Source organism: Enterobacter sp. RCC_40 (assembly GCF_041360735.1).
Classification (GTDB): domain Bacteria; phylum Pseudomonadota; class Gammaproteobacteria; order Enterobacterales; family Enterobacteriaceae; genus Enterobacter; species Enterobacter ludwigii.
In genome coordinates, this window is record NZ_JBFUPR010000001.1 from 358,989 (window position 1) to 379,462 (window position 20,474).

Below are 20,474 nucleotides of genomic sequence, written 5' to 3' on the forward strand. Positions count from 1 at the left end.
ATCCCTTTTCCTTTCAGTGACAAGAATCCCATTGAGAAAACTAGGCGAGAAAAGTCGGTTTCTCTGTGATTATTTATTGTTGTCGAAAGTGAAAACGTTCTTCTCTCCATTGGCATAAGTCACCTGTAGCTAGGTGTTATGCAATCATTTGCCGGGCGGAGATCGCTAAGATCCGTATTGCCGGCAAGTGAAATCGTTCTGACATACGGTTCGACGAGATTTTTATTAATTGCAATCCATTTTTCGTTGCGACAGTCGTCGGTTGAGTTATTACAGAGGAAGGCAAAGTACGGGCTGTCAATCATCATACTGTACTGGCTGAGCTGCTCACCTCCTTTGATGAAGGTCTTTTTGCCGTTATTACCGCAATTTTCACATTGCATACGATCATCAACAGAGCCTGAGAGCACCACATTATACGGCAAGGGCACTGTCTGAGTCTTAAATTGAAAGTGATCTCTAGAGGTCGAGGTTTGCGTTTGTGCAAGACAACCAGCCAGTAATGTGGTTATCACAATGAACGGCAATGCTAGTACAACAGATTTTTTCGTGGAAACAGGTTTCCTCTTTTATAAAAGTCATTAATTTGTAACTAAATTATTGTTTCTTTCATCGTCAATCCTTCTTCTATAGAAAATGAAAATTTCAGAAAGCCCTATGTTTGCCGAAATAATTCAAAGTAGACGAGTTAAATAAATGGAAAGTCAAAGTATGAATAAGCAATCAATTCTTGCAGTAATTATTACGATGAGCATTACTCTTTCAGCACAGGCGGAGGAAGCATTGACGGGATGTGCTGCTAAACTGTATAACATCGAGCAGCAAATTCGCCTGGCGGAAACACACGAAAATAGCTATCGCGTCGATGGCTTAAAAAAAGCCTACGCAGAGGTCGTCGCAACCTGTACGGATGCCTCGCTCAAAAAAGAGCGTGAGGCTGACGTACTTAAAAAACAGCAAAAGGTTATCGAGCGGGAACTGGAACTTCAGGAGGCAAAAGCATCCGGACGTGCCGATAAGATAGCAAAAAAACAAGTTAAGCTCATAGAATCCAGGGCAGACTTGCAGGAGGCCGAAGCAGAGCTACAAAAATGAATGTTATCACGCTGAGTTAGTCTTATAAATCAGCAAAAAAATTTACTCCGTAGGGGATTGAGAATGCCCCTTTTAAGGAAGGCATTCTCACTTTAGCTTATAATATTAGCAATTCCATAGGCGATTTATGTGGTGTTTTCGTTAGCTTTTGATTCTTTACACCTCTTCTGATGACGATTTTGTTCTTGCTTATCGTGCAGAACTCGTGGCATTGGGGTCTATAGCGGATATTCTCAAGAGACTCACATATGATTTACAGACATATTTCTTCCTGACCCTTATAGCCAGCCGCGCTCTGCAAGAGAAACAATATCCATACCACCGATAACCAGGTGGTCCAGCAGGTGGATCTCAACCAGTGCCAGTGCTTGTTTTAGGCATTCTGTAATTTTCCGGTCGGCATTGCTGGGTTCTGCGAAGCCTGACGGGTGATTATGTGCCAAAACGACTGCGGCGGCATTATATTTCAGCCCGGCCTTAACCACCTCACGCGGGTGCACGGTGATACTGTTAATCGTGCCCTGAAACAGTATCTCGTGAGCCAGCAGATGATGCTGGTTATCAAGAAATATCACGATAAAGACTTCACGCTCAAGCGTGGCAAACTGCAGACGCAGCCAGTCACGCACCGACTGGCTGGACGTGAATGGCGTACCGGGTTCACGTAGTTGATTCTCCAGCAGGGTGATGGCCTCCCGGATAGTCTGCTGTGCGGATGGGGGTAGTGCGGTGGCAAACAAGGGGAGCTGGTGTTCCATAGCGGTCGGCCTCAGTCGATGATGTGCATGATGGCGTTGCATTCAGGATGTACCAGCGCATAATCCCGCAGCCGGTAGTAGTGCTCCGTCATGGCTCCGCATTCTGTACGGCAGGCGTGATGGCTGTACGTGATGAGGCAAGCTGCCAGTCCTGCAGCCCCGGCGCTCATTTCGCCACCGTTGCCGTTCATGGCGTTAAACAATCTCCACTTTTCATCGTTGTCGGCACCGGCCAGGGGTGCCATAAACGCACCACCGTTGCTCAGCGTGTAAAACTGCCAGATGCCTCCGCTGTAATCCTCACAGAAGCGGTGCATCCAGGCGAAAACTGTGGGCTCCAGGCTTATCCACTGCGGTATGCTGCCAAAGTGCTGTGGCCAGAAGGCGACACGCTGTTCATCGGGCACTGGCGTGCACACGATGCCGCCTGTCCCGGACTGCGGTGAGGTGAGAGTTTCTGTAACTGCACTGGTCAGGTTAAGAATATCGTTCATATGATTTCCTTTGTTATAGAGAGGGTTTGTTGAAGCGAAGTGACGGACAGGCCTGCGTATAGCCATCTTCATCACAGCGAGAGGGCCAGTAACCTTCGGGAGAGCTTAAGCTGCGCAGACTGAGTTCACCGGGGCGGTAAAGAAGGTGCGAACACCAGGCGTACAGGTCGTCGTCTGAGGCAGCGCGACGACCTGTCTGGTAGGTCGGGGGACGTGAATGTTCTGAGACCTGAATCACACCCCCGGGAATACGCGGCATTACTTTAAGTTTTCCAGAAGGCTTTCTGCCATTACCCACAGGGCCCGGTTGAGCTTCACGTCGCTGTCGATACCATTAACCCCGCGTGTACGGGCCCGTTTTCCCTTTGCTGTTCTGCCCGGCAGGCCACCTTTCATCAGGTTCTCCTGAATGCGCTGGCAGGTTGTCCACAGGTCGTTTCTCTCATCCTGCCAGCGGCGCGGAGAGAGGATTTGGGACTCTGTTACCGGCTGGTGCTCTTCACCAAAGCGGTACGTCAGCGCGGCCCTGGCAAACGCCTGCTGTGCCGGTGGGGGGAGTATCAGTGACTCCATGGCGTCCCGCTTCTCTTCCACCCGGTCAAATATCCCCAGCACCTCGTAAGCCCCCTCAATAACCTTCTCTACCACATTGCCCTTGTGCGGCACGCGCACCTCACCAAAGCTTTCGCCACAGACCAGACCGTTCTGACAGACAAAACGAAACAGGCCCGGCAACATCTGGTATGAGCTGGAGCCGTCATGACTGTTGAGGAGAATGATTTCCGGGACCTGTTTGCCGGTAATCTGACTTTCACGTCGCAGGCGCAGCATATGCTTCGTATGTTCACGTTTATCAGGGTTCCGCACGCGGGTCTGGCAGGCAAAGAACGGCTGAAATCCTTCGCGCTGAAGGTTATCGAGGAGGGTGATGGTGGGGATACAGGTATACCTGTCGCTGCGGGATGCGTGCTTTTCCTCACTGAAGATGCTGGGCACATAATGCACCAGTTCATCCCGGGTTAACGGTCGGTCACGACGGACAAGGTTGACTGCGCCAAAACGGCTGGTTAAACGCATGGATATCTCCTTTCTGAGAAACAAAAGAAAACGCCCCGCTCGGATGAGCAGGGCGTCGGAGGGTTGTGGTACTGATGTCGTGGCAGTTATCAGGGCAGGTTTGTCTGTTCTGTCCGGGCCGGAGCGGGGGCGTTCGTTGTTGCGGAAGCACCATGAATAATCATGTGTTTCGCCAGTGCCTGGTGCATGTCATTGATGCAATATGTGATGTAGAAGACATTAAACAGCACGGTATAAAAGGCGTTCATCTTTAGGTCGAAGCGAAACGTGTTCAGCGCATAGTGACGTAGCACCGTTCTGGCTTTAAAGGCCCAGACCACATACATGATGCCACTGGCCACTGAGAGTAGTCCGCTAAGCGCAAGCAGTATATCACCGGTTGAGTCATAGCCGTAGGGGTCAGGAGCTGCCATTGCACCCAGCTGGCGGCTGAGCCCGAAACAGACTGTCAACCAAATAATAAACATCTTGCCGTAAAGCGGGTAACCCGTGGTATCGCTAATGATATCTTGCTTTTTGTAGAGCCAGAGCAGGGGCCAGACTCCACAGGTGGCCATGCTGAGCAGGATAAAATGCAGCGTACGGGTATTGAGCCGCTGGCTGAGGGTATTGATGTCGACCATGGGATAATTTCCTTATCAGATAATGAATTTAAATATTAAGTGCAAAAGAAGTGGTTGCTCTTACTGCCAGTTAAAGGTATAGGGGCCCTTGCTCGTTTGAACCGTCAGCTCCAGCGGACGGCAACGGGTGAAGTTACTGTTACTCGGCGTGGTGAAAGAAAACGTTTGCCCGTAACCCAGACGTTTGTCCATGTTCTTGCCCCGACCTGCGATGGAAATCAGGCAGTTACCTCGGTTGAGTGTGAGCGACTTAATGGTGATGTCGTTTTCCAGACTGGTCAGGGTAAGTTGCCAGACGGGAAGACTCGGATTATTAATCAGATACGTTCCCTGTGAATTTACGGACAGAGGCGCTGTGTCAGCCAGGGCAGAGGCACTGATAATGAGCAGCGCGGCGGTCAGTACATGTTTAAACATGAGGGGCTTTCCTTTATGAAAAATATTTAAAATTCCAACCATTCTTGTATGGTATTGAGGTGGATTTATTCGCGTAAGGCACTACATCAGCTGTTTGCCAACCGTCATCAGACCGGCCAGCCAGCCGATACACTGAGGACCCGCAAGCCAGAACAGTCGGGCTTTTAACAGGCCGCCCATTCCGCCAGTGGTATAGACACTGTCCGGCATCAGCCACAGGCGCAGGAACGCGCCGACTGTCATACCGGCTCCGGGGCCGAGCGTCATCCAGAACAGATACCCCATCCCCTGTCCGAAACTGCGAATTTCGCCCGTGTTCCCGAATACGTTAAACAGGACAACCACAAGCGCGATGGCGAAGGCAATTGCGAAATATTTAAGAACAATCGTCATTCTGGTCAGTCCTTATTTCTGCACTGCAAAGCAGCTCTTTGCATGTTGTCCATAAAACGCGGCGGCACATAGCCATACTGCTGGTTTATTTTCTCCAGTTCCCCGTGGGTATATATCGTCTTAAGCGTATCCCAAATACAGTTGCAGACCGCGGTGGTTCCCCCACTGGACTTGCAGCCCCTGATAAACTCGCTTTCGTTCTTATCACCACAACCGCTGACGGCCAGAGCTGACATAAGAGTGAAGACCACTAATACGCCCCTGGGAGCTGTCGTCATTTTTAATTGCCTGTTAATCATTCTGTAAATATCCATATGTTTAGACATCTGTGTTCAGAGGCTGTCTGATTGCGCCACACCTTCCTGTGCAAGGGCATGGCTGATGTTGTTCACCACCGTATCCGGGTCGAGCCGGATTTCTGCCAGATGCTTACCCGCATCGGGTGTTCCCTGATAAACGTCTAGGGACGCGAAAGGTTTACCTTCATCGTTTGTCCCGGCAGATACTAGGTATGAGATATCACCGTTCCGGACAGTAAATTCCTGCAGGCTGATAACCTGATTGCTCTGGTATGCATACGAGGTGGCGGTGGCCGGTACGGAAATGTTCATTTCCTTATGTATTTCGCCGGTCTTTCCGAATGAATACGATACTGACGGGGTGATGATGCAAATCTCGACCTCTTTTTTGTGGCTAGCGGTCTGCGCATAGAAGACGGGCTTACCGCAGCGCTGGTGATGCGCTTGTATAAGTGCATCGGGCGTGGCGGCATTTACAGCTGACATCGATGCCAGCATTATTCCTGCACTTAACAGAATGGGGGTAGCGTGTTTCATGTTTTGACTCCTTTTGGTTTGATATGAGTCTCGGGAGAATGCTCTCTGAAGGTATGCATAACGTTGCTGATAAAGTGAAAATGCGGAAGCGCATTGATGAAGTCCTCCATGACGATAAGCGCGCTAGTCTCGTTGCGATGTTTGAAATTCTGCTCTGAGAGTGAGACAGAGATAATTTCGTCAAGGGAAAAAACTTGAATTACTTCCTTCCGGCAGGCCACCAGGTACCACTTTGCATGTGAAAAAATCAGCCGGTAAGGCTCAAGGTAGTCGTGATGAATACCCTTAACGAGCAGGCTGACCATCCGATGGTGGTAAATGCTTTCAGCAAGCCGCTGAAAGCAGTCCGGGCGGATCCCTGCAGGCTGATATACATGACCTATCAGACACGGAGATGTCCCATTTTCATTCATCAACAGCTGCATTAACTGGCGGCTCTGTGAGGGAATTAGTCGGGCAATTCCGGTGTTGCGGGCAAATGCCAGCGCGCCAGGAGTATGATCACGCATCGGGTTCGTTCGTAAACGCCAGAAGCCGTTATCACCAGTGAGATCCAGATGAAGCAGGCGCTGAGAGAAATCCCGGCGCAGTGTACGTTCGGATACGCCAAATTCGTCTGACAGAGTTTTCAGTGAAAGGGATTCTCCGGTAAGAAGCCGGCTGATAATAACTGACAGCCTGAGTGCCAGCCTGTCGTGTCGATGCGCAGGATCCGTGGCGCGCATATGCCCTCCGTAAATGAAAAATACTGAAATAACTCACGCGGTTATTATGCAGGACGTGATGGACAGGTTGTGACCAGCTATGAGAAAGACTGGTAGAAAAGATGATTTATTTTTCCAATTATAACTTTCTGAATTTAAAAGAAAGACTGCACCTTGTTCTGAAAGGGGACTGCAGATGGTCATATCCTGTCATTAATGAGGTCAGCAGATGAAGTTGGCAAGGCTAAAGGAGGCAGTTCTGCTGCATTGTATAAATCGCTTACTCAGTAAACACAACAAGATGCGCAGCAGAATGATGACAGCCAAATGGACATTATGGATTTTTTGTCCATGCCAGACTGCGCACCTGCAGTAAAACAGGGAGCGGGTTACCGTCCGTCTGCAGAGTATTTCCAGCAGCACGCATAAAAGAGGCCATCTCAGCTTCATGAGTATCATTTTCCCGGTTTTCAAAAAAACCAATGCCACAGCGCAGAGGCGGCATTCACTATGCCTTCGCGGATCGTTACCAGCGCTTCCCGGACGGGTTTTGGTAACGGAAATGCGTCCACTATCCGGCTGAGCAGCTCACTTAGCAGATCGCCAAAATCTTTTCGGGCGGTACTCTCTGCCTCTGTAGTCCGGTGTTCTTCCCTGACCTGACGAAACACGCCGCTACTGGCCTTCGGGGGGAGGGCAAATATCATGGTTTCAACCAGACGGGCCAGGTTGTAACCGGTTTTTGCCGACACCGCATGCACAGGATATGGGCAGGAGAACTGTTGTGAAATGGCTGCACTTCGGGCGGTCAGCGTCAGCAACTGGCCGGTGGAGGGCTGAGACGCTTCCCTGTCCCATTCCAGCGACGGTTCTGCTTTATCGGCCTGGTTAATGACGAATACAATGCTGCCTGGTGAGACATCGCATTTGAGCAGGAACCGGTGAAACGCCTCATCGGTCGCACAGGCCCGGTCATCTGCTTTGATCACCCAAAGAATTAGATCCAGCTTCGGTAGTTGTTCTTTATACAGTTGCTGATATTCACGGTCATAAATGAGAGATTCTCCTGCTCCGGGTAAATCAACCAGCGTCATGCGGCATCCGCCTGTATCGAGTGTGAAGCGAAGCGGTTCACGGGTACAGCCTTGTACATCGCTGACCGGACTGAGGGGCTGCTGAAAGAGAGCGTTACAGAGCGAACTTTTTCCACTCCCTGTTTTACCCATGATACCAATGACTGGTTCGTAATGGATGTGCTGCCGGATGCGGTTCAGTATCGTGCTGGAGAGTGTTTCTGGCAGGATAGACAGCTGTTGCTTTAGGGTATCAAGGCCCTGTTCAGTTTTATCGGACACATTAACCTCCATGAGTGAAAAAATAAAATGGAAGTATTTCTGCTTCCATTCTCACATAGGTAATATGGAGCTGAAATTTTTTTGAATTTAATTTTTCAAGGAGATGAACAGCTCATGTTGAGAGGACAGTTTGAAGTATGACAAAGCAGGTGCAACAGAACAGTTTTACGTTGTCTATTATATGAGGGTAGAGGGCTAACTTGAGAGTAAAAATAATAGGATTTCTGATGTAAAAACACATAATTTAAGTGCTTTCTTTCTTTTGTTGTATTTCATATAAACTTGAGTTGGCACTTGTCGGGTTGGTAATATATAAATATAGATATATTTATTAGTACCTGTGTAATTGTTATGTGTGCAAAATTAGATAATATAAAAAACAGTGAGCATGAACAACCTATAAGGTTGCGCCCTATGACATATCAATAAAACATAATCATATCACTTTCGGATAATGATCTGCAAGGAAGAAAATAATTTATTACTGCCTGTGTGTATCCTATTGAACAAACTCACTAACATAAGGTCTTTCATCATGAGCATCAATACTAACAGCTACGGCACACTGAATAAAAACCACGTTAAACGTATTCAGGATACTATCACTAAAGCCTTATGTGAATATCCCCGTGTAATGGTTTTGAGAGTAGACCTTCGTTTGCCTGAAATTGAAACAGGCTCATATAAGTCCGACTCAGGTATAGTCACCCGTTTCATTGTTTCACTTAAAGCACAGATTGAAGCTGACTTACTAAAAAAATTTAATGCAGGTAAACGTGTTCATCCTTGTCGTGTTCGTCATATCTGGGCAAGGGAGTTTAATGAATACGGTAAAAAACATTATCACGTGGCCTTACTCTTTAATCGAGAAGCCTATGCATATCCTGGGAGTTATACCAGCATAGATGGAGAATATACCCACAATCTCGCCATGATGATTATGGAGGCCTGGGTTCGAGCACTGGCGCTAAATACTGTGAATAATCATCAGCAATATTATCCGCTGGTAGAGTTTCCTGCCAGTTGTTACTACCACTTGAGTAAAAACAATAATGATTATACGGCACAGTTATCAAATGTCACTGACAGGTTAAACTATTTGGCCAAAGACTACAGCAAAGATAACTCTGATAGTCAGCGTAATTTTGGCTGTAGTCAATACTGATTTATTTCTCTACAGGCGAGAGGAATGTTATGGAGGTGTGCCAGGTTAATGATGAATAAATTTTTCCTAGTGTTCTGTCTTTCATTTAATTAGAATATCGGTAAATCGTCATGCAGATAAAAGAACCTGAAGATTGCTCAGTAATAATATGTCCGGAATGGGTTGCGTTTCGAAATTTAAGGATGTGGTGATAAATGGTTTTATAAATTAATTAAGCATGATTTGTTTCCGAATCACATTTAATCGGGTTGCTTATTGCCGTTGGTTCATAAGTGATGTCGATGGGGGAAATAACGTATATTTTTGTCATGAAAATGTCTTACTTTAATATCGGTTATGACGTGGAATTTTATTCCTAAGCAAGTTAATCCTGCTGGCTCGAAAGCCGCTATCTCGGTAGAGGGCCAGGTTTACATATCTGCTGATGACTGGAAAGACTCAAGGGCAGTATGAAAAACATACTAAAAAGATTTTCTACGTAAAAATTGTCTGGCTTCGATTGCTACAGTAGCAATCGAAGCCGGGAATTAATGAGGTAATGGTATTAAAATCGATGTTATTTTAACCTGCTTATCAGCCAAGGGAGTTGGGCCATCTTTCTTTCATTCGAAGCGCTCCTGCTTTCGATTTTTTTTGAGTTATGTTTACATTTTTCCGGGATATGCTGGGTGTTCAGAAGCCTGTGATATCCACCGGATAAGGTCGGCCATTAGTGTTAGCTGGAGACTGGGCGATAATAATATGGTCAGTGTAATTACACCCGGTAGGCAGTATAAACATGCCATTCGAAAGGTTGGGTGCGACATAAAGGGCACCATTTTTAATCGTCTGAATGACGCTGAAATACCCTTGGCTGATTAACTGGTTCAGAACAGGGGTGAGCTTATGCGTCCGCCTCAACCGGTGTGGTCCAAATTTCTCAAGATCATTTTTCAGAATGGCAAAACCATTATTTTGTCGTATCCGGTTTACAATCCAGTGGTACAGTTCTCGGACATCCAGCTCAAACTGCCAGCGTTCAGATTGCGAGTAGAATATCTGACTGGCCTGATTTAGGTACCAGTCCATAATGGTAATTGCTGACCCCATGGCTCCCTGTGAAACATATTCTGAGGTGTCATCATAAAAATACTGTAACAGAGCGGCTAATCTTAGGGTATTGGCACCTGATTTTGAGGCAATGTCCCGAATATGCTCCCATTCATTTCCGGCGGTAATTTTCTTTTCTGTTTCAGTCCGATTGTTTTTCCAGGATGTCAGGGCCCGCTCTGACAGTGCTAATGTTTTTTTTGGGGCATATGTATTGTCATTGAAACGGACTTTATTCTGCCTCAATAATTCATTGACTCGGTCATAAAAAATACTCAGCGCCTGCTCTGTGTTGGTAAAATCAGCATGTCCGTTACGGGAGCCAATGGTGCTTTCACACCATGCAAATAAAAATCGAGAAAGGAATCCACTGGCTCTGGCGGTATTGGTATGTTTTTTTAAATATTCATTGAACACTTCCGACTGGGACATCAGGGAAAATGTCAGGAGTGGTTTAATCTGGTAAACCTCTCCGTCCGCCCGGCGGAAATCAAACATTTCACTATCCCATGCTTTATTCAGAAGGCCCGGATTGTTTTTCAGGTAGCTTTTAAAAAACGTGATGGCTTCGTCAGAAATAAATCCAGCTTCCGGATGTTCACCGAGGCCTTCAACAAGTGCCTTCAGCGACGTGTCTTCATAAATAAAATTCGGGCGAGCTGGGCGCTGTGGTTCGTATTTCGCATGTTTTACAATTTCGCGCTCTTCATCTTCACCAGAATACCCTTTTTTAATGGCCTGCCGCAGATTGCTATTTAAGGCCTGATGTCTTATTTTCCATATGTTGTGTTCACGTCGGTAGGGAATAAGCTTTTCTTCATATTCACGCTTCATTTCAGCGGCGTAAGCATAAAGAGGTTTCATCACCAATTTATTGATGGTCGTTTTGCCTTCTCCCGATTCAGCAATGGTCATAAGGTAAAGTGAACACGGTTCCGGCATATTCGTATGTGGTTGAACGACATCTATTAGTGACTGGCAGGCGAGCGATGTGGCAGCCAGGACAACATTACCGACGAGCTCTACGGGGATGTGCGTAGACTCGTGCAAGGAACGGATAATATTCTCCAGCACAGTCGGGAAGGAGGCTACCGGATACGGTTTTGATATTTTTCCTGCGTGAGAATTTGTTAACACGGGCGTGATTTTCTGGCTGGCTTGGTAAATTTCGGGGGAAAGATTCATTTTTGTATCTCTGTTGTCCGGGACGTGGATGCCCGCAGTAAGAGAATAAAACAAAATGTCTGACAGATGAATGATATCACGCCAAAAATGGTGTTTGTTTTAATGGGGATTTTCATGTTCGTGGGTTCATGATTCGTTGGTGCAGTAACTCGAAGCCAGCCCGAACATACATCTCTTCTTGAAGCATTTTCAAACGATTTAGATTGTTTTCTTCAATACCGTTAGTCAATCTGCTGCTTATCGCATCGTGTATTGCTGTTTCAGCAGCATCCATCCCAGCTGCAACACACCTAATGTCAAGGGGGCCACTCTGTCTGAATTCAGAGAACCATCGTATTAACTGTTATCTTTTCTCAGATTTCAACACATGGTAGAAGCCGAGGGATAACTATTGTTTCATTTTCAGTTGCGGTTCTTTCTGGCAGATCGACTCCATGAAGCGGAACGCATAGCTTTCTTCAACACTGAGTGTTCGCCTAGGCATTAATCAGCGACAGACCCGGGAGGCAAAGGTAAGTCGACTGGAGGCGACAACCGGAGCGTTAGGTTATCTACACCATTTAGCTCCAGTATTTCTGATAGTCGTTGCTCTCCCGGCGAATCCAGCGTAAACACTACCGCCATCGTTGCCGGGAATGAGCTGATGACAGAAGGGGCATTGTCCTCTACTGTCCAGCTCACGGATAAGAGTTTTTAGGATCGCAGAAGCTACGTTCCACTACAGATATAGACTGAGCCCTGCCGGGTTTCCGCGAGACTTAGCGCTAAGTAAAAGGAGATCAAAATGACTTGAAAATCATCAAATTGTTACTCTCGGGAAATACGTGAGAGGGTGGCCAGTATGTTGCTGGAACAGTGCGATGAGTACCATTCTGAGCATGCGACTATCCATTCTATCCCGCCTAAAATTGGCTGCAGCACCGACACCGTATGAACCTGGATTCGTCATCGTGGGTGGATGCAGGCAGTAGTGAAAGCAGCCTCACCATCTCTGAGCGCGAACTTCTCAAAGAGCTGGAACGGGAAGTCCGGAACTATCTTGTAGCAAAAATATGAATCGCCACGGATAATCTAGACACTTCCGAGCCGTTGATAATACTGGTTTTCATATTCTGTCGGTGACATCTGATTGCTCGAACCATGCCGACGCTTACTGTTATAAAACATTTCGATGTAATCAAAAATATCGCTGCGGGCTTCTTCCCGCGTTCCGTAGATCTTTTTCTTTATCCGCTCGCGTTTCAGTAACTGGAAAAAGCTTTCTGCAACCGCGTTATCGTGACAGTTACCGCGACGGCTCATACTCCCTTCCAGGCCGTGTGATTTCAGGAACGACTGCCACTCATGGCTTGTGTACTGACTGCCCTGGTCCGAGTGAACCAGCACCGGTCTTTGAGGATTACGCCGCCATACAGCCATCAGCAGTGCGTTCAGGACAATGTCCTTTGTCATCCGGGATTGCATTGACCAGCCGATAATTTTGCGTGAGAACAGATCAACAATCACGGCCAGATACAGCCAGCCTTCGTGAGTCCTGATGTAGGTTATGTCCGTTACCCAACGCTCATCCGGAGCATCCGGATTGAACTGTCGTTGGAGCCTGTCGGGTGACACGATACTGGCCTCGCCTTTGCGTGCCCGAGGGCTCCGGTACCCGACCTGAGCCTTTATCCCGGCACGATTCATCAGTCGCCAGACTCTGTTCACTCCGCACTGTTGCCCGCTATCCCGTAAGTCCAGATGGATCTTGCGATAACCATAAACGCAACCGGACTCCAGCCAAAACTGTTTGATCTGTCCCGTCAGTCTCAGATCTACCTGGTGGTGCTGAGAATACGGTTGCTTAAACCAGGCGTAAAAGCCACTGGGATGAACATCCAGCACCCTGCAGAGCAGACGAACAGGCCAGCAACGGGAGTTGTCACGAATAAAGGCGTACCTCAGTCGGACAGCTTTGCGAAGTACGCCGCGGCTTTTTTTAATATGTCCCGTTCGTCAGTAACCCGCTTCAGTTCCTTCTGGAGTCGGCGGATCTCGGCCTGAGCATCTGACTGTTCTTTATTAGTGGATGAGTCCGGACCGTACTTCTTTATCCAGGCGTAAAGGCTGTGGGTGGTGATATCGAGACGTGTTGCAACGCTGGAAACAGAATGACCGCGATCAATAACCTGCTTGACTGCTTCAATTTTAAACTCTTCGGGATAACGTTTACCGCTCATGGGCACCTCTCTTTAAGTCATCTTAAATGACTCTGAGGTGTCTGTTAAACCCGTGGCGATTCAATATCCTGCGGCAGACTTTCGCTCATTATGTAAAGTCGGAGTTCGGCCGTTTGTGGAAAAGATACTGCCTCTACTGGTTCCCCGCAGCAGGATCTTTGGGGTCGGACCGGTTTACCATGAATTGGATTAACATACCATCAGCACCAAGAGCTGCGTCAGCATATCTCAGAACTTCGCATATGTAGCGTTCATCAGATACATAGACGTGTTCCCTGGGGTCATCGTAGGCTTGTCGAATGTCGTCGTCGATGGAGACGACGTTCGTAGTAGATGCGCTTAAGTAGACACTGTGGTCCCGTCGCCTGTACGGAATTATCCATCACTAGGACAAAGGCTCATAGCACACCTTACAAGCATACATACAACGGCTGAAGGAAGCTACGTTTCTGGCCTCCACGGGAAAAACACTGACTTGTATTAAAATGCAATGTCCGAAAGCATCAACAACCTTTAAAAGGCGGGGGACACCGTCTGCGCTGGAATACCGCGCAATGGTTGAACTGGCGACGCTGACGTGGTGGGAATGGTACAACATTCACAGATAACTGGAACGTCTCGGGCACATCCCGCCAGTTGAAGCTGAAAAAGCGAATTATGCTTCCATTGTAAACGGGGCTATGCCCCCAGAGATCACCGACTAGAAACTCTCCAACATAATCGGTGCTGTTGAGAATTGGGCATGAAGGCAACTACAAAACGGTGAGATGTCGGAATGGCAGGAGAGGCTAGCCTCTCTGCCATTATTCAATCATTTATTCCGTTTCCTTTCAGTGACAAAACTCCCATTGAGAAAACCACGCTGAAGAGTGGACTTGAGTGAACACGCTGTACCGGGCGGCAGAGTGTTGACAAAAGAGTTCAGGTAGATGTTTTCATCACTTTGCTCAGAATCAGTCTGTCCAGGCGCTGCGAAACTTGCGTACAGATAACCTCGACACTCTGATCCTGATGGTACACAGCATAGTGTAGCGCTTCAGGCGAAATATGCGCTGCGCTGGCTTGCGTGTCGGCTTTTGCTTTTATCGCCCTGGAGAGGGCATAGCGTGCCGCGTTTGCCCGCTTCTTATCGTAGTGTTTAAGTGCATCTATTTTTTGATGACACGCTTTCAGTCTTTCCTCTGGTGAAACTGCGGTAACCGGGGCGACCTCCTCTGCAACAGATGCTGGTGCTGCGGCGGCGACCGGCGGTGCCACCTGAACCGGTAGCTCACGCTTTGTCTGGCACGCCGTCAGGCCCACTGCCGCAATCAACAAAATAACAGTTCTCATGATGACCCTTGTGAGTGTAATGGGGGCAATATTTTACGCGATGCCTCCCGGTTCCAAATGTGTAATAAACGAATAGAACTGCACAGGAAGATTATTTTTAGATAGCGGACAGACGACCAGCTTATTCGCGATAATTGCTGGCAATAATCAGCGCTTATTGTCCGGTAGTCCGTATGGTTTGAAATAAAAAATGTTGCTACCGTTTAATTGTCAGTGCGGGGATATCTTGCTGACACGCTTATTTTTAAATGCATAACCCTGAATATCCAGTGTCTCACACACATTTATGGAGTGATTATGGTGTTAAAGAAAGTCGCGTTTATTGCTATTCCTCTGATGTTTTCCGCCTCTGCCCTGGCCGATCTTGGCGCAAAATGCTGCCCTTTCAGCGATGAAACCCTGAAAGAAGAGATTCGTCCTCTGGAGGGCTCTCTTGACAAAATTCTCCAGCTGGAAGGGGTCTCATATACCTGGAAAGAGAATAAAAGCCAGGATGTCGGCTTAATCGCACAGAATGTGGAAAAGGTCTACCCGGAACTGGTCAAAACGGAAGACGGGAAAAAACAGGTCGACTATCAAAAGCTGGTGGCCCCGCTGATTGAAGCCGTACGCGAGCAGCAGAATGAAATTAAGGCCTTAAAGGCTGATGTTGCACAATGTGCATTGAAAAATAAGTAATGAAACCCTGAGCCCGTCGACATCATGACGGGCTCAGGCAGATCGTTAGCGACGTTTAATCTTCCCGAGCGCGTCAATCAGTTGTGCCTTCTCCAGGTCAGAGAGCTGCTTATCGTCCAGCAACCGGGCCAGCGTGCGGTCCTGCTCTTCACCAAACCCACCACCGGTCAGGATTTGACGGCTAATCAGATTCAGGAGCGTATTATCCAGTTCCAGAATTTGTGCTCTGACTTCTTTCAGGGGACGGGGCTGCCACGCTTTTTCTGGCTGTAAACGCCAGCGGTCAAGGTAGCGATACTGGATATTTTTACTGATGGCCATCTGCGTCTGGACAAACGCGTCAATACTCTGCGGATCCAGCATGGCGTCACGGGCAGCGCTCTGCGCCTTCAGGAGCACATTTTTTTCCCGCGGGAGATCCTCAACGGGAAGATGGTTCGCCGCTTTATAGCCTGCCACATCCTTCATCACGTCGAACCGTGTATTTAAGGCCTCTGCCAGCTCAGGCAGGGTTGCGGCGTTTACGGACGTGGCCAGAGAAGAGCCACACATTAATATTGATGAAACCACGACAGCGAAATAGCGCACGGTTTTTCTCTCACAAATAATGGTTGGGAATCTATTATGGCAGCCTGTTTTTTACAGGCAATCCTTTATAACGTTAATAAGCGATGACAATTGTAAGCATTTCGGGTGATAAGGGGGTAAATAATTTATTCTATTCACTAAAGTCGTAAATAGTAGAAAGGTCTTTAAGGTTATTGCCAGATAAACAGATTGAACTTCCTGATAGCATAATAAAGAGCAATTTATACCACACGCAATGTGCGCTATCACGCGCCACTCAATATGACTCTGGAAATAAAATGAAAACGAATATTATTATGCGCAGCCTGTTAATTGCAGGGTTTAGCGCGACAGTCCCTTTTGCCTCTGCTTCTTATAACGGTTTTGACGCCCGCAGCACCGCCATGGGGGGCACCGGCGTGGCGTCGGCACACTTTGGCGTGGCGCCACTGGTCAACCCGGCCCTGCTGGCGACGTCGCGCTCGCAGGATAAAATCAGCCTGATTGCACCGTCCCTCGGCGCGCAGGTCAGCGATCCGGCCAACCTGATTGATGGTTTTGATGATGTCAAATCGGCCTGGGACAGGCTGGAAAGCGCCATTGGCACCGGCAATGAGGCGCAGGCCGCAGGCAAACTGGGGGATATGGTTGCTGGTCTTTCCGGGGAAAATGCGTACGCGAATGTCGGGCTGGCGATGGTGCTGGCGGTGCCGGATGATTCACTGCCCATCGCGCTATCCGTTAACAGCTGGGCGAAGGGCAATGCCCGTGCGCTGGTCAGTCAGAGCGATCTGGAGTACCTCGAAGGCGTTGCCAATGGATCTATTATTCCGGTGGAGGAGGATCTGGATAAGCTGACCTCCCGCGCTGAAGGGATGGCGGCGCTGGTCACGGAATATGGCGTGTCGATTGCCCATCCGTTTACCGTGGGGGATATTCCTGCAGGCGTTGGCATCACGCCGAAGATCCAGCGTATTGAAACGTGGAACTATAACGTTGCCATCAACAACTATGACAGCTCCGATCTGCGCGATGGCAACTGGCAGCACCAGACCATGAGCGCCAACATCGACGCCGGTCTCTTTGCCTCGCCGACGCCAGGCTGGATGGTGGCGCTTTCCGCGCAAAACCTGTTTGAGAACCGCGTGAAAACCCGAAAGGTGAACGGCTATCAGCCTGCTTTTGTGATCCGTCCACAGCTTACTGCCGGTACCGCCTGGCAAACCGGTCCTGTCACGCTGGGGGCCGATATTGACCTGACACCGGTCAGCAATTTCCAGTATATCGACAAAAACCAGTACGCGGCCTTTGGCGCGGAATGGCGCACCGCCGACTGGGTGCAGCTGCGGGCGGGCTATCGTCTTGATATGCGCGGCAACGACCGCCGCGTGGTGACGGGCGGTGTCGGGCTTTCCGCCGGTGAGGCCATGCAGTTTGACGTAACCGCCATTGCCGGACGCGACCGCACGATTGGCGGTGTCGCGCAATTTACCTTCTACTTCTGACGACTCAGGCCACCCGGTGTGGCCTTTTTTACTGCAGCGATCGCGCAGGGAGCCTATGAATAAAAAAACACGTGATGGAATAAAAGCCTATACGCCACTCTCACTGAAGCTGTACGACTGGTGGGTGCTTCAGGTTTCTAACCGCTATGCCTGGCAATGCGACACAAAGCGGCATCTTATCCCCCATTTCAGAAATAACATGAAAAATAACCACCTCGATGTGGGGGTCGGAACCGGTTATTACCTGACGTTTACGCCGGATCTCTGCGACATATCGCTGCTTGATTTGAACAGTTCCAGTCTGGAGGCGGCGAAGGCCCGCGTGGGCAGAAAGAGAATAAAAGCGTCCATATTGCATGATGTGTTCGACCCGTACCCACCGCATTTGCGCGAGCAATTTGATTCCGTGTCGATGTTCTATCTGCTCCACTGCCTGCCCGGCGAAATGCACGATAAAGCAGAGGTGATTGCCCACGCCAGTACGGCGTTAACGAAAGAAGGATGTTTATTTGGCGCAACCATTCTGGGTGACGATGCGGGTCATAATCGGTTCGGGCGAAAACTGATGCGAATTTATAATCAAAAAGGCATCTTTTCTAACCGCACCGACAGCGCAGAAGGATTAGCGTCTCTGCTCTCCCGCTATTTCGGTCATGTGGAGATCCTCATTGAAGGGCGAGTGGCGCTGTTTAAAGCCGAGCGCAAAAAAGAGGGTATGCTGGCCGAATAATTTCAGTTGATTGTCTTTTCACCGATGAATAAACAGAGAGGAACTCCTCTCTGTTTATTTCTAATCAGAAAGGCAATTCATGAAACCGTTATTTTATTTTTCGCCGCTTCGCAGGGCGATCCTCGTCACACTACTTGGCACCGCCGGTGCTTCCTCTGCCGCCACCCTCATCGAAAAAGACACCCTGATTGATGGTCGCTCCCCAGTAATGAAGACTATCAGGTTCAAAATGGCGCGACGCTAACCGCAAAGGATGCGGTTGCCGGTAACGTGACCATCTCTGACGGCCATCTGGTCATGGACGGTGGTCAGATTAATGATTACCTGATGCTGGACGCTGTCAGTACGGCAACCATTGATAATGCCAGCGTTAAGTTCGCCGCATTGATGGGGGACTCCCGGCTGCGGAACACGACGATTGAAACCCAGCTTGTTGTGTATGATGCTCAGTTAGCTGCGGCACAAGTCCGCATGCAGCAATTCGTGACGAATAATGCCGAGGTCATCGTCGAGAATGGCGTGATTGCCAATAACAACGAAATGTACACCGGAGCCGTTGATTTTGACGATACCAACGGCACGTTTATCGGTAGCACCATAAAGGGATATCAGTCCGGCATATCCCTCAACGGCAAGAACAAGGTTGGTCTGGATCATTCCAGCGTCTGGGCAGTAAACGGTCCTGCGTTTATGGCCCGCACCGGGACGCAGGATATTCTCCTGACAAATGGCAGCACCGCTGGCTCCGATACCGGTGAACTTCTGACCGCCAGAAAGGGCAGTGAGGTCTCCCTGTCGCTCAACGCCAGCCAGGCCGCAGGCACTGTCCGTGCGGAAGAGGGGGCTGTAGTGGACGTCGCGCTCCGCAACGGCAGCCACCTCTCCGGCAGCATGACCAACGTCAATGCCCTGTCGCTGGACAACTCCTCCCTCTATGAAATGACGGCGGATTCCGATATCAAATCCCTTTCCATGGCGGGCGGAACGGTGAAATTTGCCGCAGGCGAGGAGTACCGCACCCTGACGCTCGGTACGCTCTCCGGCAGCGGCCATTTTGTGATGAATGCCGATCTCCGCACGGGCGAAGCCGATCTTCTGGATATTACCGGCAGCGCCTCCGGGAAACATACCCTGCACGTGGCGGCCAGCGGTCGTGAGGCCGGTCGCGACGCGCTGACCCTGGTGCGAACCGGCGGCGGTGATGCTGAGTTTGCCCTGAATGGGGGGCGCCTCGACGTGGGAGCCTGGCAGCATACGCTGGTGCGTAATGGCAATCAGTGGGAGCTGGTGCAGGCGCCAGGTTCAACCTCCGCGTCTACCGATGCAATGCTGTCGATGGCGTCCGCGCCACAGTTTATCCATGAGTATGAAATGAACGTCCTGCGCTCGCGTCTTGACGATACCCGCACCCGGCCGCAGTCCGGCATGTGGGGCACTGTGCTGCACAGCCGCAGCGATGTCGACGGTGCCTGGGGTTCCGCCTACCGCCTGGAACAGAACGGCATGATGCTGGGCGGCGATAAGGTGACTTCTCTGAATGCAGGGGATCTCACCACCGGGGCCTGGCTGAGCCAGTCAACCGGTCAGGTTAAACATGCCCGCGGCGGCCAGAGCCGTGTCACCAGCTACGGTGGCGGTCTGTATGCCACGCTGAACTCGGCTAACGGCTGGTATACCAGCGGCTCCGCGCAGATTAACCATTTTGCCAACAAGCTGAGCGCCCGCATGAGCGATGGCGCAACGGCGCGTGCCGACTGGAACAGCTGGGGATACGGACTGGGGCTGGAAGCGGGTCGTCACATCACCCTGAGCGATGCCACGCGTCTGACGCCGTTTGCCGGGCTCGACGGCTGGATGACCCCGTCTGAGCACGTCAAACTGAACAACGGGATGACGGCGGAAACCGGCGACGGACGTTCACTGCAGGCGCAAGCCGGTCTGCGCGTGAGCACGCGTCTGGAGGCCGGTGAGGTGCAGGTCATGCCTTATGCGACGGCGGCCCTGCGTCAGGGGCTGGTCAAAAACGGCAGTACGCGCATTAACGAAACCTATGACTTTACCAACGACTTCACCGGAACGGGTGGGATGTTCACGGGCGGTATCAGCGTGAAAGTAACACCGTCAACCGAGGTCTGGCTGGATGCGAGCTACGCGAAGAGCGAGCATGTTGAGTCGCCGGTGGTGGGGAGTGTCGGCCTGCGCGTCGATTTCTAAGTTGTACCGCAAGCATGACCGGTTTGCCGGTCATGCTC

20 protein-coding genes and 1 pseudogene are annotated in these 20,474 nt (G+C 49.6%); 8 read left to right on the top strand and 13 right to left on the bottom strand.

Annotated features, from left to right (window positions below; all coding sequences use genetic code 11):
• Positions 1-711 precede the first annotated feature (711 nt).
• Positions 712-1,095, top strand: a complete 384-nt coding sequence (locus AB6731_RS01585) for a DUF1090 domain-containing protein (protein WP_262104786.1) — start codon at positions 712-714, stop codon at positions 1,093-1,095.
• 278 nt (positions 1,096-1,373) lie between these two features.
• On the opposite strand, the gene radC is transcribed toward AB6731_RS01585, so the two are convergent.
• The 9 genes from radC to AB6731_RS01630 all read right to left on the bottom strand — a co-directional run bounded on the left by radC (position 1,374) and on the right by AB6731_RS01630 (position 7,752).
• Positions 1,374-1,853, bottom strand: coding sequence for a DNA repair protein RadC (gene radC / locus AB6731_RS01590; protein ID WP_371005810.1), 480 nt, complete (start codon positions 1,851-1,853; stop codon positions 1,374-1,376).
• An 11-nt stretch (positions 1,854-1,864) separates the two neighbouring features.
• Entirely contained in the window at positions 1,865-2,347 is a 483-nt protein-coding gene (locus AB6731_RS01595) for an antirestriction protein (RefSeq protein WP_262104782.1), read from the bottom strand.
• A gap of 258 nt (positions 2,348-2,605) precedes the next feature.
• Positions 2,606-3,424 carry a DUF932 domain-containing protein gene (locus tag AB6731_RS01600; RefSeq protein WP_262104780.1) on the bottom strand — a complete coding sequence of 273 codons (819 nt, stop codon included), beginning with the start codon at positions 3,422-3,424 and terminating at the stop codon, positions 2,606-2,608.
• An 89-nt stretch (positions 3,425-3,513) separates the two neighbouring features.
• Positions 3,514-4,047 carry a DUF4234 domain-containing protein gene (locus AB6731_RS01605; protein WP_371005811.1) on the bottom strand — a complete coding sequence of 178 codons (534 nt, stop codon included), beginning with the start codon at positions 4,045-4,047 and terminating at the stop codon, positions 3,514-3,516.
• A gap of 60 nt (positions 4,048-4,107) precedes the next feature.
• Positions 4,108-4,464 carry a hypothetical protein gene (locus AB6731_RS01610; RefSeq protein ID WP_371005812.1) on the bottom strand — a complete coding sequence of 119 codons (357 nt, stop codon included), beginning with the start codon at positions 4,462-4,464 and terminating at the stop codon, positions 4,108-4,110.
• Between the two features lie 81 nt (positions 4,465-4,545).
• Positions 4,546-4,857 carry a hypothetical protein gene (locus AB6731_RS01615; RefSeq protein ID WP_262104775.1) on the bottom strand — a complete coding sequence of 104 codons (312 nt, stop codon included), beginning with the start codon at positions 4,855-4,857 and terminating at the stop codon, positions 4,546-4,548.
• A 332-nt stretch (positions 4,858-5,189) separates the two neighbouring features.
• Complete coding sequence (locus AB6731_RS01620) at positions 5,190-5,693, bottom strand: hypothetical protein (RefSeq protein ID WP_262104773.1); 504 nt, start codon at positions 5,691-5,693, stop codon at positions 5,190-5,192.
• Positions 5,690-6,418 carry a YafY family protein gene (locus AB6731_RS01625; RefSeq protein WP_262104772.1) on the bottom strand — a complete coding sequence of 243 codons (729 nt, stop codon included), beginning with the start codon at positions 6,416-6,418 and terminating at the stop codon, positions 5,690-5,692. The genes AB6731_RS01620 and AB6731_RS01625 overlap by 4 nt, the downstream gene beginning before the upstream one ends.
• Positions 6,419-6,867: 449 nt before the next feature.
• Positions 6,868-7,752 (bottom strand): GTPase family protein, encoded by an 885-nt coding sequence (locus AB6731_RS01630; RefSeq protein WP_262104770.1) that lies wholly within the window; start codon positions 7,750-7,752, stop codon positions 6,868-6,870.
• Between the two features lie 535 nt (positions 7,753-8,287).
• Between AB6731_RS01630 and AB6731_RS01635 the strand changes: the two genes are divergently transcribed.
• Complete coding sequence (locus tag AB6731_RS01635) at positions 8,288-8,917, top strand: inovirus Gp2 family protein (RefSeq protein WP_262104768.1); 630 nt, start codon at positions 8,288-8,290, stop codon at positions 8,915-8,917.
• 672 nt (positions 8,918-9,589) lie between these two features.
• Here AB6731_RS01635 and AB6731_RS01640 read toward each other — a convergent pair.
• Entirely contained in the window at positions 9,590-11,191 is a 1,602-nt protein-coding gene (locus AB6731_RS01640) for a YfjI family protein (RefSeq protein WP_371005813.1), read from the bottom strand.
• Positions 11,192-12,262: 1,071 nt separating this feature from the next.
• Positions 12,263-13,410 (bottom strand): IS3 family transposase gene (locus AB6731_RS01645; RefSeq protein WP_094881439.1). Its coding sequence is split into 2 segments (ribosomal slippage): positions 12,263-13,173 and positions 13,173-13,410, totalling 1,149 coding nucleotides; the frame shifts between segments, so codons are not numbered across the junction.
• A gap of 217 nt (positions 13,411-13,627) precedes the next feature.
• On the opposite strand from AB6731_RS01645, the pseudogene AB6731_RS01650 reads away from it, so the two are divergent.
• A pseudogene (locus AB6731_RS01650) lies at positions 13,628-14,114 on the top strand (IS3 family transposase); the annotation flags it as partial.
• A gap of 217 nt (positions 14,115-14,331) precedes the next feature.
• Here AB6731_RS01650 and AB6731_RS01655 read toward each other — a convergent pair.
• Complete coding sequence (locus tag AB6731_RS01655; protein ID WP_262104763.1) at positions 14,332-14,742, bottom strand: hypothetical protein; 411 nt, start codon at positions 14,740-14,742, stop codon at positions 14,332-14,334.
• A gap of 297 nt (positions 14,743-15,039) precedes the next feature.
• On the opposite strand from AB6731_RS01655, the gene AB6731_RS01660 reads away from it, so the two are divergent.
• Positions 15,040-15,420, top strand: a complete 381-nt coding sequence (locus AB6731_RS01660; RefSeq protein WP_262104762.1) for a tail fiber domain-containing protein — start codon at positions 15,040-15,042, stop codon at positions 15,418-15,420.
• Positions 15,421-15,465: 45 nt separating this feature from the next.
• Here AB6731_RS01660 and AB6731_RS01665 read toward each other — a convergent pair whose 3' ends face one another.
• Positions 15,466-16,008, bottom strand: coding sequence for a chorismate mutase (locus AB6731_RS01665; protein WP_371005814.1), 543 nt, complete (start codon positions 16,006-16,008; stop codon positions 15,466-15,468).
• Positions 16,009-16,286: 278 nt separating this feature from the next.
• Here AB6731_RS01665 and traF point away from each other — a divergent pair, with 278 nt between their 5' ends.
• The 4 genes from traF (at position 16,287) to AB6731_RS01685 (ending at position 20,436) form a co-directional block, all read left to right on the top strand.
• Complete coding sequence (gene traF, locus AB6731_RS01670) at positions 16,287-17,492, top strand: conjugal transfer protein TraF (protein ID WP_262104758.1); 1,206 nt, start codon at positions 16,287-16,289, stop codon at positions 17,490-17,492.
• Positions 17,493-17,547: 55 nt separating this feature from the next.
• Positions 17,548-18,222, top strand: a complete 675-nt coding sequence (locus AB6731_RS01675) for a methyltransferase (RefSeq protein WP_225285514.1) — start codon at positions 17,548-17,550, stop codon at positions 18,220-18,222.
• Between the two features lie 79 nt (positions 18,223-18,301).
• Positions 18,302-18,466, top strand: coding sequence for a hypothetical protein (locus AB6731_RS01680; protein ID WP_371005815.1), 165 nt, complete (start codon positions 18,302-18,304; stop codon positions 18,464-18,466).
• Positions 18,467-18,492: 26 nt separating this feature from the next.
• A complete protein-coding gene (locus AB6731_RS01685) occupies positions 18,493-20,436 on the top strand; it encodes an autotransporter outer membrane beta-barrel domain-containing protein (protein ID WP_371005816.1) in 1,944 nt (647 codons plus the stop codon).
• Positions 20,437-20,474: the final 38 nt, after the last annotated feature.